The organism is Enhygromyxa salina (genome assembly GCF_000737335.2).
Lineage (GTDB): Bacteria > Myxococcota_A > Polyangia > Nannocystales > Nannocystaceae > Plesiocystis > Plesiocystis salina_C.
The window spans coordinates 20,422-36,008 of record NZ_JMCC02000119.1 but is presented as its reverse complement, the minus strand read 5'-3'; the positions used below and the strand labels follow the sequence as shown (position 1 = coordinate 36,008).

6 protein-coding genes are annotated in these 15,587 nt (G+C 67.1%); 2 read left to right on the top strand and 4 right to left on the bottom strand.

All coding sequences use genetic code 11. From position 1 onward, the window contains the following. Nucleotides 1-257 precede the first annotated feature (257 nt). Nucleotides 258-2,168, top strand: coding sequence for a tetratricopeptide repeat protein (locus DB30_RS34125; protein WP_146661883.1), 1,911 nt, complete (start codon nt 258-260; stop codon nt 2,166-2,168). Nucleotides 2,169-2,242: 74 nt separating this feature from the next. On the opposite strand, the gene DB30_RS34120 is transcribed toward DB30_RS34125, so the two are convergent. The 3 genes from DB30_RS34120 to DB30_RS34110 all read right to left on the bottom strand — a co-directional run bounded on the left by DB30_RS34120 (nt 2,243) and on the right by DB30_RS34110 (nt 9,996). Next, nucleotides 2,243-3,526, bottom strand: a complete 1,284-nt coding sequence (locus DB30_RS34120) for a cyclic nucleotide-binding domain-containing protein (protein WP_052557065.1) — start codon at nt 3,524-3,526, stop codon at nt 2,243-2,245. A 105-nt stretch (nt 3,527-3,631) separates the two neighbouring features. After that, nucleotides 3,632-7,426, bottom strand: a complete 3,795-nt coding sequence (dnaE, locus tag DB30_RS34115) for a DNA polymerase III subunit alpha (RefSeq protein ID WP_052557063.1) — start codon at nt 7,424-7,426, stop codon at nt 3,632-3,634. Nucleotides 7,427-8,115: 689 nt separating this feature from the next. Continuing rightward, nucleotides 8,116-9,996 (bottom strand): receptor L domain-containing protein, encoded by a 1,881-nt coding sequence (locus DB30_RS34110; RefSeq protein ID WP_146661880.1) that lies wholly within the window; start codon nt 9,994-9,996, stop codon nt 8,116-8,118. A 66-nt stretch (nt 9,997-10,062) separates the two neighbouring features. Between DB30_RS34110 and ndk the strand changes: the two genes are divergently transcribed. Beyond that, a complete protein-coding gene (gene ndk, locus DB30_RS34105; RefSeq protein WP_052557059.1) occupies nt 10,063-10,476 on the top strand; it encodes a nucleoside-diphosphate kinase in 414 nt (137 codons plus the stop codon). A 313-nt stretch (nt 10,477-10,789) separates the two neighbouring features. Here ndk and DB30_RS34100 read toward each other — a convergent pair whose 3' ends face one another. Continuing rightward, on the bottom strand, nt 10,790-15,526 hold the full coding sequence (locus DB30_RS34100) for an NAD-glutamate dehydrogenase domain-containing protein (RefSeq protein WP_052557056.1): 4,737 nt from the start codon (nt 15,524-15,526) through the stop codon (nt 10,790-10,792). Nucleotides 15,527-15,587 lie beyond the last annotated feature (61 nt).

Below are 15,587 nucleotides of genomic sequence, written 5' to 3'. Positions count from 1 at the left end.
ACAGGGCGCGCCTCCAGAGCTCGCTCGCAAGCGGGCGAGAAGCCCTCCCGCTGCCCACGGTGAACCGGTCTAGGAAGGCGTCCGCAAGCGGGCGAGAAGCCCTCGCCCGAGCTGAAAACAGCCGCTGGGGAGCGCGACGCCATGGCTCCTGCCCGGTGTTGGTGATCTCGTTCGGAAGCTGGCGCCGATCCACGGGCGCCAGTGTACGTGCGCAGAAGCCAAGACCCAAAAACCATGGCGAGTGGTATAGGAGCGGGGTGCCCCGTCGGGAGTACGATCAAGACGACGACGGCTTCGGTGAGGCCAGTCGATATACTGCGCACCTGGACCGCGGGTGGTCGCTGCTCGATCGCGGTGACTATCAACGCGCGCGCAATTCGGCCCACCAGGCCCTGAAGATTCGGCCCGAGGTGCCTGACGCGGCCATGCTCATGGCCGCGATCAGCCTCGCGGAGTCGGACCCAGAGAGCAGCCTCGAGTGGTACGAGCGCGCGATCGAGGCCGACGCGGACTACGTCGACGCGCAGCTCGCCGCCGCCCAGCTGCTCCTCTATGACCTCGAGGATCCGCAGCGCGCCCTGATGCGAGCGAGCCACGCGCGCGACCTCGACGAGGCGACCTTGGCGGACCAGCTCGACTTTGGCCTGATCGAGGTCGAGGCCTTGGTCGCGCTAGATGATCGGGGCGCCGCCGCCGAGCGCCTCGACCAGCTCACCGAGCTGTGGGTGCTCGATCAGCTGCTCGACGCCGAGACCCCGCGCGAGGAGCTCGCGCGATTGCTGCGCGAGTTCGCGGGTGATCCGCCCGAGTTCGACAGCGAGGACATCGAGCCGATCATGGGACGGGTCGTGCAGTTCGCGATCCGAGTGGCGCGCCTGCACATGGACCTCGGCGTTCCCGACGAGGCCCTGCCCTGGCTCGACGGCCTGCTGCGCCGCTTCGGCGACGACGCCGACGTCTGGTACCTGTGCAACGAAGCCGCCTACATGGCCGGCGAGCCGGTTCGGGCGGCCCACGCAGCCCTGCAGGTGCTGCAGCTCGACGCGCGCCAGGCCAGCCCCGAGTGGTCGCCGCAGCCCGCCGACATCCACAGCAAGGTGGTCGATCTGCTGGTCAATTGCGCGGATCCAGATCTGCGCGTGCTCGCGCGCGAGCCGGGGTTCGTGGTCGTCGTCAACGAGGCGCCCCCCTTCGAGCTGGTGCTCGAGGGCGTCGATCCCCGGGCGCGGACACTGGCGCTCGCCGCCCGCAGCATTCGTGACACCGACGTCGCTCCCACGCTGACCGGGCTCGCCCTGTACCGCCGCAACTTGCTGCGACTCGCCCGTGAACCTGCGCAGCTCGACAAGGAGCTCGAGTTGAGCGTGTTCGACGAGCTCGCTGTGTTCTTCGGCTACGACGACGCCCGCCGCGAGCGGCTGGGCCTGCCACCAAGCGACTGGCTCGCGCTGGGTGAGCCGCGCCCCCGCGGGCGCGAGACCGACGTTGGGCCCACGCCGAGCGCTGGGGAGTCCGGGCTCGATCAGTCGGGTGAGCGGCGTCAAGGGTCTGGCCGCAAGCAGCCGTTGGCGGCCGGTGAGAGCACGCTCCCAGCGGCAGACAAGGCCACGGGTCGCCAGCCGACCGCGAAGCGGAAGGCCGGGGCCAAGAAGTCCACGTCCAAGAAGGCGGCCGCGAAGAAGCCCGCTGCCAAGAAGACCACTGCCAAGAAGCCCGCTGCCAAGAAGCCCGCGACCAAGAAGCCCGCGTCCAAGAAGCCCGCGACCAAAAAGCCCGCGACCAAGAAGTCCGCGACCAAAAAGTCCGCGACCAAGAAGTCCGCGACCAAAAAGTCCGCGACCAAAAAGTCCGCGACCAAAAAGTCCGCGTCCAAAAAGTCCGCGTCCAAAGAGTCGACAGCCGGGCCCGCTACCAAAAAGTCCGCGTCCAAGAAGTCCACGAAAGGGCCCGCGACCAAGCGACCCACGTCCAAGCCAGCGGCAGCCAAGCGGAGCGCAGCCAAGCCGGCGGCCAAGAAGGCGGCCAAGACCAAGCCCGCACTGGTCATCCCCAAGCCCGCCAAGCGCAAGTCGGTCGCAAAGCCCAAGCAGAGCCTCGACGCCAAGCGGTCCGAGACCCTCGTTCAGCCGGGGTCGCGCAAGCGCTCCGAAGAACCCCTCGACGACTGATCGAGCGGGCCCCCACTCGCGGTGGACGAGGCCGCGGCGACAACGATCGCTGCGGGGGGTGCCTGCGCCTCCCGCTACCAGCGTGGGCGAAACGGCGACAGGACCCCGAGCTCGAGGGTCTTGCGCTCGGCGTGCTCGGTCGCGTCGCCCTGAAAGCTCTCGTCGAGTCGCAAGCTCAAGATCTGCGCGAGCTTGTAGAGCAGCTTGGCGGCGAGGCCCGTGTCTTCGCGCAGGACCTCGTTGAAGGCGCGCCGCTCGAGCACGAGGATCTGGGTTGGCGAGGTCACGGTCACCGTGGCCGAGCGCGGGCGCTGGTTGAGCAGGCCCATCTCGCCGAAGTGCGCGCCACGGGTCAGGCTTGCCACGACCTTGCCGGCCCGGACGATCTGCACGTCGCCCTCGACGATCACGAACATCGAGTCGGTGTCGTCGCCCTCCTTGATGATCACCGCGCCGGGCGGGTGCTCGAAGGCCTGAAATTTGTTGAACAGCCGGACGATCTCGGGGTCACCCAGATCCATGAACAGCGCGATGTGCCGCAGGGTCTGCAGGTTCTGGGTGACCTGGACCCGCCGCGCGTCGTCATCGCTGCGGGCAGGCATCTCGGTCACGCCGCGGACCACGATCGCCGAGATGTTGTCCCCTCCCCCGCGCTCGTTGGCGAGCCGGACCAGCTTCTTCGGTAGACCGGGGAGCGCCGGATCCGACAGCACCGAGGCGATCTCGTGGTGCTCCTGCATGTAGGCCGTGAGCCCGTCGGAGCACAGCAACAGCGTGTCGTTGGCGACGACGTCGAACACCAGGGTGTCGACGGCGACCGAGCGCTGGATGCCGACGCCGCGCGTGACCATGTTGGCCCACGGACTCGAGCGCGCCTCTTCGAAGCTCATCATCCCGTTGCGGACGGCGTCGTTGAAGAAGGTGTGATCCTGGCTCAGCTGCCAGACCCGCCCGTCGCGGACCATGTACATCCGGCTGTCCCCGACGTGGCCCATGAAGCCCTTGCCGCCAACGACGATCAACGCGATGCAGGTCGTGCCCATCCCGTGTCGGCCCTGCCCGGCGCGGGCTAGATCGAACACCTCGGCCGACGCGCCTTGGATCGCCGTGCGCAGCAACCCCTCGACCGCCTCACAGGCCTGCTGGCTGCCGTCGAAGCCGCTGAGGATGTGGTTCTGGCTGGCGACGTGACGGTGGACCGCCTTGGCCGCCGTCTCGGACGCGACCTCGCCAGCGGCGTGACCACCCATTCCATCACAGACGACGAACAGGCCGAGCGCGGGCTCGACGAGGACATAGTCCTCATTGTGCGCGCGGCTGCGGCCAACGTCGGTCTCTCCGTATCCGTGGATCTGCATGCGGCCTCACCTAGAGTCGAGCGACCCGGCGGCCGCCCTCCGAGGCTATCATTGCTCGACGGCCCCCCACACGCGGTTTTGATCAGAAGCCGCCCGCGAGCGATCTCAGACCAGCTCTGCGACCGGCTCGCCAAACAGGCGCTCGAGCGCCAAGAACAGCGAGTCGTCCGCGGACACCCTGAACTGATCTCCAAACGCAACCTTGGTCGCGTAGCGCCCCGGGACGGTGACCTCGAGCTCCATCGAGCAACCGCCGCGGTGATCCGCGACGACATGCTTGAGCGCGAGGATCCGCGCGTCGTCGAGCTGCTCCGCGCGCAGGCGCACGCGCACACCGCGAGTTCGGGCTTCGCGAACAGTGGCGATGGGCTCGACCTTGGCGAGCAACAACTTGTAGCGCGAGACCTCGCCGGTCTCGCTCTGGTCGGCCTCGAGCTTGCCCGTCACGAACACCGGATCCTCACCGTGCCCGTGCAGCCAGTCGCCCCAGCTGGGCGAGTCCTCGTCCTCGGGATCGGTGCGCTCGGCCCAAGTCCGCGGAAACACGATCACCTCGACCCGACCAAACTGATCTTCGAGCTGAAAAAAGCCCATGGTCTTGCCGGCCTTGGTCGTGATCTCGCGCAGCTCCGAGACCACGCCACCCAGGACCAGCTCGCTGCCTTGCAGCTCGGGACGCAGCTGGCCAATGCGCACGCTCGCGTGCTTGTCGACGTCTTGCTGGTAGCGATCGAGGGGGTGCCCGGTCAGGTAGAAGCCCAGCGCCTCGCGCTCGTTGATCAAGCGCTGGCGCGGCGTCCACTCGGCGACCTTGGGGTAGGTCTCGTTGAACACCTGCTCGCTCGCAAACATGTCGAACAGCCCGGTCTGACCGCTGTCGCGATCTCGCTGGCTGCTCTGGCCCTGCTCGACGGCCGAATCGATCGCGCCGACCAAGGCGGCCCGGCCCTGCCCGTCCGCGATCGAGTCGAGCGCGCCAGCGTGGATCAAGCCTTCGATCGTGCGCTTGTTGACCCGCTTGAGATCGACCCGGCGACACAGCTCGAACACGCTCTCGAACCGGCCCTCGCTGGCGCGCGCGCTCAGGATCGACTCGACGGCGTTGCCCCCGACGTTGCGGACCGCGCCCATGCCGAACCGGATCGCCAACATCTGACCCTCGGGCCGGGCTCGCTCGCGGGCCCGGCGACGCGCGGCTTTTTTGGTCTTGGGCCGCGGCTCGCCCCCCTGCTCCGCCGGCTCCTCAGCCGGCCGGTCACGCACGACCACGTTGAAGTCCGAGGCCGACTCGTTGACGTCGGGCGGCAGCGCGGTGATCCCCATGGACCGGGCCTCGGCGATGAACTTGACCACGTTCTCGCTCTTGTCCTTGTCGCAGGTCATCAGCGCGCACATGAAGCACTCGGGATAGTGGTGCTTGAGATACGCGGTCTGGTAGGTGATCAGCCCGTACGCGGCCGAGTGCGACTTGTTGAAGCCGTAGCCGGCGAACTTGTCGATCAAGTCGAAGATCTCGTTGGCCAGTTTGTCCGAGATGCCGTTGAGCGACGCGCATCCGTCGACGAACAGCTTGCGCTGTCGCTCCATCTCCGAGGCCTTCTTCTTGCCCATCGCCCGGCGCATCAAGTCGGCGCCGCCAAGCGAGAACCCAGCGAGGATCTGGGCCGCGAGCATGACCTGCTCCTGGTACACGAACACGCCGTAGGTCTCGCGCAGGACCCCAGCCAGCAGCGGGTGCGGGTACTCGATCTGCTTGCGGCCGTGCTTGCAGTCGATGAACTGATCGACCATGCCGCCCTCGAGCGGACCGGGCCGGTACAGCGCGACCGCGGCGATGATGTCCTCGAATTTGTCGGGCCGCAGCTTCTGCAGCAGCTTCTTGAAGCCCGAAGACTCCAGCTGAAACACGCCGGTGGTCTCGCCGCGCGAGATCATCTCGTAGACGGTCGCGTCGTCGAGCGGGATCTTGTCGATGTCGAAGTTGGCCAGGCCCCCCCCATCGGCTTGGCCCTGCTCGGGCTCCTGATCCACGCTGGTGGGATCCAGCCGCCACGCTGGCGGCAGCCCGTTGATCTGATCGACCGCGTGCTTGATGACGGTCAGGGTCTTGAGACCCAAGAAGTCGAACTTGACCAGCCCGGCCTGCTCGACGTCGGTCATCGTGTACTGCGTGACGATCTTGTCGTCGGCCTTGAAGCAGGGCACGTGCTCGGTCAGCGCCCGGTTGCCGATCACGATCCCGGCCGCGTGCATGCCCGCGTGGCGGTTGAGGCCCTCGAGCGAGCAGCCGATCTCGACGATCTTGCGGACCCCGGCGTCGACCTCACAGCGGTTGCGCAGCTTGGTCCCCGCTTCTGCGATCTGCAGCTTGCCCTCGAGCTTGCCGGCCTTGTCTGGATCGGCCTTCATCTTGGCCTTGATCGCCTTGGGATCCGCCATGCACAGCGACAGCGAGACCTTGGGCCCCTCGGGGATCATCTTGGCCAGCTCGTTGGCCTCGCCGGGAGACTTCTCCATCACCCGGCACACGTCGCGCAGCAGCCCGCGGGCCTTGAGGCTGTGAAACGTTGCGATCTGTCCGACCCGCTCGGCGCCGTAGTGCTCGGTCACGTAGCGGATCACCTCTTCGCGGCGATCCATGCAAAAGTCGATGTCGAAGTCCGGCATCGACACGCGCTCGGGGTTCAAGAACCGCTCGAACAGCAGATCGTACTGCAGCGGATCCAGATCCGTGATCCGCATGCTGTAGGCGACCAGGCTGCCCGCTCCGGATCCGCGCCCGGGGCCAACCGGCACGCCGATCTGCTTGGCGTGACGGATGAAGTCCCAGACGATCAAGAAGTAGCCGGGGAACTTCATGCCGATGATGATCCCCAGCTCGCGCTCGAGCCGGGCGCGGTACTCATCTTCGTTGGGCTTGCGACCGAGCGCGCGCATCTCCGCGAGCCGATCCGCGAGGCCCTTGTAGGCGACCTTGCGCAGGTACTCGACCTCGTCGGCGATGCCCTCGGGCAGGCGAAAGTCTGGGAGCTCCGGCCGCCCGAGCTCGAGCTCCACGTTGCACATCCGGGCGATCCGAGCGGTGTTCTCCATCGCCTCCGGGTACTGGTTGAAGTAGCCCCACATCTGGTCCGGGGACTTGATGAAGAACTCGTCGCAGTCGTGCTTGAGCCGCTTCTCGTCGTTGATCGTCCGGCCCATGCCCATGCACATCAACACCTCGTGGGCGTGGGCCTCGGTCTGATCGACGTAGTGGCAGTCGTTGGTCGCGGCCGTGGGTACGTTCAGATCCCGGCCAAGCTGCGCGAGCGCGGCGTTGACCTGCTCTTGCGCGGGCAACCGGTTGGGCTGCAGCTCCAAGAAATACTGGCCCGGCTCGAAGATGTCGGCGTACTCGCGGACCCGCTCGCGGGCGCCGTCCATGTCGCCGGCGCTGACCAAGCGCGAGATGTGGCCGCCAAGGCAGGCCGACAGCCCGATCAGGCCCTCGCTGTGCTCTCGCAGCACTTTCCGGTCGATCCGGGGGTTGTAGTAGAAGCCCTCGAGGTGCCCGTAGCTGACCAGCCGCTGCAGGTTCTTGTAGCCGACCTCGTTCTTGGCCAGCAGCACGATGTGGTAGTTCTTGCGATCGGACTTGGCCTTGGCGTCGCCGTCGGCGATGTACGCCTCGCAGCCGAAGATCGGCTTGACGCCGTGGGCCTTGGCCGTCTGGTAGAACTGGATCGCCCCAAACATGTTGCCGTGGTCGGTCATGGCCACGGCCTTCATGCCGCGGGACTGGACCTTGGCGCACAGATCGCTCATGCGGATCGCACCATCGAGCAGCGAGTACTGCGTATGGAGGTGCAGATGCGCGAAGTCGTCGACGCCCGACGCGTCGCCCGTGAGGTCGGTGGACATGGGGGAAGCCTACCTATCTCAGACCCCCACATACACCTTGGCACTTCGCCGACTGCAGCCGCTGGCGCGTCTGGTCGCTTCGCTCCTCGGGGCTGTTTGTTCGCGGGGGTATGTGTGGCCCCCTGGGAGGGGGCTCGGGTGGCTTCGGCCGACGTCTACGGGCACTTCGCCGACTGCAGCCGCTCCTCGGGCCGTTTGTTCGCGGGGGTATGTGTGGCCCCCTGGGAGGGGGCTCGGGTGGCTTCGGCCGACGTCTACGGGCACTTCGCCGACTGCAGCCGCTCCTCGGGCCGTTTGTTCGCCGGGGGCTCTCCGTCGTGGAGCGGACGCGTGGGGCGCCTCGACGTGGGCTGCTTGCGCAGTGTGAGAGGTCGCAGTTTGCACGGGGGTATGCAGATCTCTGGTCGCGCCTGGCGGCCTCGCTCGCGGCGGGTTCACCGTGGGCCGCCCGAGCTGATGACAGCTCGCTGCCATCAGTGCACCCGTCGTCGAAGGCGTCCGCAAGCGGGCGAGAAGCCCTCGCCCGAGCTGAAAACAGCTCGCTGCCATCAGTGCACCAGTCGTCGAAGGCGTCCGCAAGCGGGCGAGAAGCCCTCGCCCGAGCTGAAAACAGCTCGCTGCCATCAGTGCACCAGTCGTCGAAGGCGTCCGCAAGCGGGCGAGAAGCCCTTGCCCGAGCTGATGACAGCTCAGGGGCTGCACTCGTCGGGCTGGTTGCCGGTGACGGTGATGATGCCGCCTACGTTGGCCACGCTGCTGGCGAAGGCGTTGGCGCTGCAGGTGGGCAGATCGATGTTGCCGACGACGTCTAGATCGCCGCCGACTGCGTTGAGCGCTTGTAGACCTGGGATCGCGGCGAGGTTGAAGTTGTCGCGGATCTCGAGGTCGCCGCCGATCTGGGTGAGCGAGTTGATGCCGCCGATGTTGGACAGCGCCTCGTTCTGGACGACCTTGAAGATCCCGGGGACCTGGGTGAGCCCCGACAGGCCCGCGATGTTGGTCAGCAAGAAGTTCTCGCGGATGTTGACCCCTTGGGCCAGCTGCACGGCCGACAGCCCGTCGAGGTTGGCGAGCGCGTCGTTGTCGATGAACTGCACGCGGCCGAACACCTGCGTGAGCGCTGGGAACCCGACCGCGGTCAGCCCGGGGTTCTCGCGGAAGTACAGGCGCCCGCCGATCGTCTGCAGCTGGGCGAACCCGGCGAACAGCTGCAGCTGGTCGTTGTTGAACACCAGCAGATCGCCGCCGATCTCGGCCAGCTGCGGGGCGCTGACCTGGTCGACCGACGAGTAGCCCACGCGCAGGTAGTCGGCCACGGACACCAAGCTGTCGAGCTCGAGCACGGCGAGGTTGGGGTTGCCCCAGATCGACAGCCCGTCGTGGGCGAACTGCAGGTTCGAGAGCCCCGAGGCGTCGGCCAACGCGAGGTTCTGGTCGATGATCACGGCCCCAAACGCCTCGGTCAGCGACAAGAGGCCGTCGAGGTTCGTCAGGTTGTTGTTGTTCTCGAGCCAGACCGTGCCGCCAAGGAACTCGAGATCCAACAGCCCGTCGATGTTGCTGAGCCCCGTGTCCCACAGGTACAGCTGGTTGTTGATCCCGGCCAGCCCAAACAGGTCGTCGAGGTTGGCGAGGTTGGGCATGTTGGTGACCACCAAGTAGCCCTTGATCGTCTTCAAGCTGTCGAGGTTGAGGCTGAACACCCCGGGGTTGCTCTGCCACAGCACGTTGCCTGCGACGGCCTGAATGCCCTGGAGCCCGGCCGTGTTTGACAGCGAGGGGTTGTTGACGATGCCCAGATCGCCGCGCACGCCGATCATGTTGGAGAGCCCGTCGAGGTTGAGCAGCGACGCGTTGGAGTCGATGCGCAGCAGCCCGTTGGTCCCCGGCAGCCCGGCGAGGCCGTCGAGATCCTCGAGCAGCGGGTTGTTGTCGACGAACACGAAGGTGCCGACGTCGACGAGCAGATCGGTGCCGATCGTGCTGCGCAGCGCCGGGTTCTCGGTCAGGTGGTAGTACGCGCCGATCTGCCGCAGCGCGCTGAGCCCGGTGAGATCCTCGAGGTTGAAGGACTGGCCCACGTAAAAATAACCGCCGATCCGGCGCAGGCGCTCGAGGCCCACGAAGTTGCGCAGGTCGGTGTCGTGGACGTAGACGAAGCCGGTGATCTCATCGAGGCAGCGCAGGCTCTCGAGCCCGTTCTCGAGCTCGCCGAACTCGCCGGTGATCTCGACGTCGCCCTCGATCCGGGTGACCCCGTCGAGCAGCTCGAGGATCTCGGGCGAGTTGAGGGCGACGTTGCCGGTGTTGACCAGCTCGGGGCACTCGGGGTCGCCGGTCTCCGTCTCTGTCTCCGTGGTGTCGGTCTCGGTCGCGGCGGTCTCGGTGCCGCTGTCGGTCTCGGTGCCACTGTCGGTGAAGCCCTCGCGGCCCGGAAAGTCGTGGGGCCCGCAGCCGCCGAGCAGCGCGAGCGCGCCCGCGAGCAAGGTCACGCTTGAACCGCGAGCGCGCGCGAGCGGCTCTTGAATCCGCTGCGCGTCCGTTTTGGCTGCGCGGTTGCATTTAATCATGCCGGGATCTTGCCAGACCTTGCTCACTCTGGACAAACGAAGGACGAACTCCTAGCTTCCGCCGCCATGCAACGAACTTTCGCCGCCATCAAGCCCGACGCCTTCGCCGCAGGTTACCAGGGCAAGATCATCGCAGCCATTCAGGAGTCGGGCCTCAAAATCGTGGCCATGAAGACTTTGCACCTGTCCGAGCGCCAGGCGAAGGGCTTCTACCACGTGCACTCGGAGCGGCCCTTCTTCGGGGACCTCGTCACCTTCATGACCGAGGGGCCGATCGTCGCGCTGGTGCTCGAGGGCGACGGGGCGATCAAGCGCTGGCGTGACCTGATGGGGCCGACCAACGCAAAGGAAGCGCCGAAGGACACCATGCGTGGGCAGTTCGGGACCAACATCGAGCGCAACGCGACCCACGGGTCCGACGCGGACGACACGGCGGCGTTCGAGATCGGCTACTTCTTCAGCGGACTCGAGATCGCTTAAGACCCCCACATACACCTTAGACTTCGCCGACTGCAGCCGCTTCGCGTCTGGTCGCTTCGCTCCTCGGGGCTGGCTGTTCGCGGGGGTATGTGTGGCCCCCTGGAAGGGGGCTCGGGTGGCTTCGGCGGATGTTGTGTCGGGGGGAGATATGTCCCCCCAACATACGGCTTCGCACTTCGTGGGCTGCGACCGCTCGCTCCCCCGGGACGTTTTCTCGGGGGGTGTGTGGGCACCGGGAAGGGGTGGGTCGGGGGGTATAGGACCCCCCGACATGCGCTTTGCGCTTTGTTGATGCGGCCGCCGGGGGCGTTTGTCAGCCGCCGCGCATGGGGGGCAGCAGGCGGCGGAGCTGGCCGTCGAGCATGACCAGGCTGGCGACGGTGACGTCGCCCTCGAGGTACTCGCCGATCAGCTTTTGCACGTTGCCGAGGCCGTAGGCGTTGATCATGCCGTCGATGTCGTCGTCCTCTACCAGCAGCGTCATCTTGTGCGCGTGGAACTCGAGCTGGCGGCCGAGCGAGAGCACGGCGGGACCGTCCCAGGTCGAGGCCAGCTCCATCCGCGAGATCGCAGACTGTAGCTCCGACATGCGCATCGCGTCGGACACGGCCAGGCGCAGGCGCAGGACCTGCTCGGGCGGCTTGTTCTGGGTCCGACCGATCTCGATCGCGTCGAACACGATCAGCAAGAACCGGGTCCGCGCGACCGCGAGCGCGAGCGCGGGTGGGATCCCAGCTTCGGTCAGCAGATCGACGTGACGCTCGAGCCGCGAGCGATGCCGCGAGGTCTTGGGCACGTAGTCGAGGATCGTTGCGAGCAGCGCTTGGGTCTTGGCCGAGTCGATCGTCCCGCCTTCGGCGATCGGGCCCAGCAGGTAGAACGTGGCGTCCTCGAGCGCGAAGCCGAGTCGCTCCATGGCCCGGTACACCCCCTCTTGGCGGTGCTTGTCCTCGAGCGCGTGAAGCTCGGCCAGCAGCGCCTCGATGCCGCCAAGCTCGAGCGCCTGCAGGTACGCCACGGCGACGTCGCGACGGCTGCGGCCGGTCGCGGTGGTCATCTCGGCGAAGAAGCTGCACCCGGCGTTGTCGACGATATGGTTGACCGCCATCGTCGTGGCGATCTCGCGGAACAACAGGTGGTTGGCGAGCGCCTCCTCGCCGGCGAGCTCGAGGATCCGGCTTGGGAAGTACGCGCGGACCAGTGACAGCGCCATCTGCTCGGGCAGCGGCTCGTCGCTGAGCAGCTCGCGGTAGGCCAACATCTTGGCGTGGGATCCGAGCACGGCCCCCTCGCACTTGAACAGCCCGTCGCCGCGCCGGTGACGGTTGGCGAGCTCGTCGGCGTTGGGCATTGCGAACGCGTCGGGGTCGAAGGGCACGGCCGTGGTCAGCAGCGTCAAGGTCCTGGCGTAGCGCCACAGATCTGGGCGCGAGCGGCGAACGTCGTAGCTGACCATCCGGCCCTGCGACCGGTTGTTGGCCAAGACCCGCTGGCAGACCTCGCCCTCGACCTCGACGAGCACGGCGTTGCGCTGCTCGCGAGTGATCGCGCCCGACGCCAGCAAGGGCGCGAACAGGATCTTGATATTGACCTCGTGATCCGAGGTGTCGACGCCGCCCGAGTTGTCGAGGAACGCGGTGTAGACGGCCCCGCCACGGCGCGAGAATTCGACCCGGCCGCGATCGGTGATCGACAAGTTGGCGCCCTCGGCGAACACCCGACACGCGAGGTCGCGGGCGTCGACGCGCACGCTGTCGTTGGCCTTGTCGCCGACCTGGGCGTGGGTCTCGTCGTGGGCTTTGACGTAGGTCCCGATCCCGCCCATCCAGAACAGATCGACTTTGAGCCGCATGACGGCCCGGATCAGCTCGTCACCGCTGATCACGGCGTTGTCCTCGATGCCGAGCATCGCCCGCGCCTCGGGCGAGAGCGGGACTTCTTTGGACTCGCGCTGGTACACGCCGCCGCCGGCCGACAGCAGCTTGGCGTCGTAGTCGGCCCAGCTCGAGGTCGGCAGGTTGAACAGTCGCTCGCGCTCGGCGTACGACGCCGCGGGATCCGGGTCGGGATCAATGAACACGTGCATGTGGTTGAAAGCGGCGAGCAGCTTGATGGTCTTGCTGCGGAGCAAGCCGTTGCCAAACACGTCACCGCTCATGTCACCGACGCCGATCGCCGTGATCACGTCTTGCTCGGGCTCGACGCCGAGCTCCCTGAAGTTGCGCTTGGCCAGCTCCCAGGCCCCGCGCGCCGTGATGCCGGTCTTCTTGTGGTCGTAGCCGTTGGAGCCGCCCGAGGCGAAGGCATCGTCGAGCCAAAAGCCCTGCTCCATGCTGATCGCGTTGGCGGTGTCGGACAGGTGCGCGGTGCCCTTGTCGGCGGCCACCACCAAGTAGGGATCCGGAGATTCGGCGTGGACGATGCCGTCCGGGGTCACGACCTCGCCGTCGACGACGTTGTCCGTCAGCGACAGCAGCGCGCGGATGAACACCTGGTAGTAGCTGTCCCCTGCCTCACGCAGGCGCCGGCGATCTGCAGGCGGATGCCGCAGCACGAACCCGCCCTTGGCCCCCATCGGCACGATCAGCACGTTCTTGACCATCTGCGTGGCCATCAGCCCGTGGATCTCGGTGCGGAAGTCGTCGGGGCGATCCGAGAAGCGCAGACCACCACGCGCGACCCGTCCGCCGCGTAGATGCACGCCCTCCATCTGCGGGTGGTAGACCCAGATCTCGCGGAACGGACGCGGACGCGGGCCATGGCTGACCCCCGCGCCGTCGATCTTGAACGCCAGCGCCGCGCCCTCGGGGTTGACGAACGCGTTGGTCCGCACGGTCGCGCGGACGACCTCGGCGACGGCCTGCAGCACCCGATCAGCGGTGTAGTTGGAGACCGCCCGCAGCTCGGTCTCGAGGGTCTTGGTGACCAGCGCGACGTCGAGGCCGGTCTCGCGCGGATCGAAGCGCGCGGCCAACCACAGGACCAAGGCGGCCGAGACGGTCGAGTGCTGGACCAAGACCTTGTGGATGAGATCGCTGTCCCAGACCACCCCGAGCTGGTGCAGGTACGCCACGTAGGCGCGCAGCACCGCGACGTCGTCGATGCCCAGATCTGTCGAGACCACCAGACGGTTGAGGCGGTCGCGGCCAGCGCTGCCGCCGTAGACCGCCCGCAGGCCCCGGGTGATCTCGCCGACCCGACTGAGCACCGGACGCTGTCGCTCGCGCCGGATGTTGAGCCGGAAGGTGTGCATCTCGTACTGGATCGCGTGCGGCAGCTTGAGCTCGCGGGTGTACTGATCAATGACCTCGAACCCGAAGCTGTCGATCACCGGGAGCTGGGCGCTGAGCGTCAGCGGATCACGCGAGAACACCCGCAGGTTGAGGCTGCCCGGGTGGTCGCCGGTCCGCGAGATGAACAGATCACAGTCGAGCGGCGCGCCAGCGCGGAGGTTCTCGATGCAGCGCAGATCCCCAACCAAGCGATCGTCGGCGGCCCGGCGGCGGTGCTCTTCGTTGAAGGCGTCGACGTAGTCCGCGAACAGATCATCGACGCGCTCCTCGAATTTTTCGAGGTCGGGCTCGTAGTCGCGGACGTAGTGCTGCAGCGCCTCGCGCAGGCGCTCGCCCCAGCCCTTGGCCATCGCGTGGACCTTGGCGCGCAGGCTGTCGGTCTCGATCGCGCGCAGCTGATCGGCCGCGGTCACATAGAAGTGGACGATCGCGTTGTCGTAGCGATCGAGGTACACGCCGAAGTCCGAGTAGCTCGCGCCGAGCTCGGCGAGCAACAGCTGCTGCAGCTCGACGCGCAGCTCCTCCGAGAACTGCTCGCGCGGCAGCGAGATGAACACGAACGCGAACCGCCCGCCCTCGCCGACCTGAATGTGAACGTCGCTGCCGCCCTCTTCCTCGGCCCGCAGCACCCGATCGGTCAGCTCCCACACGTTGGTGCGCGACTCGGCGAGCAGGTACTCGAGCGGCAAGGAGTTGAACGCGTTGGTGATGTTCTTGCCGCGGTGGCTGTCGACCGAGACCTCGCGATCACGCAAGAAGTCGCGCAGCGCAGCGCGCAGGTACGGGATCTCTTCTGGCGGCGTGTGCAGAGCCTTGTAGGTGAACAGGCCATCGACCACCGTGACCCCGGTTGGCTCGCCGGATCGGTTGACGGCCGTGAACACGAAGTGGCCAGGCTTGCCGGCCCGGTGGACCGGAGACTCCTCGCGGCTGCGCTGGTACCGAACGAGGCGCGTGACCTCGCTGCCGGCCTTGCGCAGGAGCTCGCCGTCGCGGGCGGGCAACCCGGTCGCCGCGGTCCCGAGCGCGACGAGGTTCTCACCGTCGCGGCCGTACTCCTCGACCGAGAAGATCACGTAGTTGTCGTCGCACAGCCACCGAAGCAGACCTTCAGCCTCGCGCAGATCGACGGACAGCTCGGCCGCGCTCATCGCCGCCGCGCTCGCGTACTCGTCGGCCAGCGAGCGGATGTGTGACTTCATCGCCGAGAAGTCGCCGACCATCGCCGAGGTCAGGCGCAGGCGCTGCTCGAGCCGCCCACGCAGGCGCTCGAGCGCCTCGCTGCTGACGTCGTAGCCGTCGGGGATCCGGGCCTCGACCCGAATGATCGACTCGCGGGTGCCGGTGTTGAAGTCGACGAGCTGGCCCTTGCGATCGCGGCGCAGCTTGGTCACGGCGTTGAGTGACGCGCGGATCTCGAGGCGCTCGTGAGCGAGCAGGGCTCGCACGCCCGAGACCAAGAACGGTTGATCGTCGATGCAGCTCTCGAGCACGATCACGTCGCTGTCGTGCAGGCGCACGGCGGTCTTGATCTCGCCGGTGCTGCGCTGCTCGAGCATCGCGAGCACGTGCTCGAGCTGCTCGATCAACTCGACCGTGGTCGTGTCGCGTAGGTCGCGAACGTCGATCGACAAGATCACGGCTTGGCACAGCCGGGACAGGTTATTGATATCGGTCCCCTCCAGCGCTGGCCGATAGGAGGCCAGCGCGTCGCGGACTTCGTGAATTCGACGGTTACTCAGCTCGCGCGGAGACATCGGGGGCAACAATCGTCCGCGCGCTCGTTGTTGGCAAGGTGAGCGCGGGGACAGGACCCCG

Bases quoted from the DNA above. Each gene is read 5' to 3' on its own strand.
- DB30_RS34120 (WP_052557065.1), bottom strand. From the start codon at position 3,526: ATGCAGATCCACGGATACGGAGAGACCGACGTTGGCCGCAGCCGCGCG.
- dnaE (WP_052557063.1), bottom strand. From the start codon at position 7,426: ATGTCCACCGACCTCACGGGCGACGCGTCGGGCGTCGACGACTTCGCG.
- DB30_RS34110 (WP_146661880.1), bottom strand. From the start codon at position 9,996: ATGATTAAATGCAACCGCGCAGCCAAAACGGACGCGCAGCGGATTCAA.
- ndk (WP_052557059.1), top strand. From the start codon at position 10,063: ATGCAACGAACTTTCGCCGCCATCAAGCCCGACGCCTTCGCCGCAGGT.
- DB30_RS34100 (WP_052557056.1), bottom strand. From the start codon at position 15,526: ATGTCTCCGCGCGAGCTGAGTAACCGTCGAATTCACGAAGTCCGCGAC.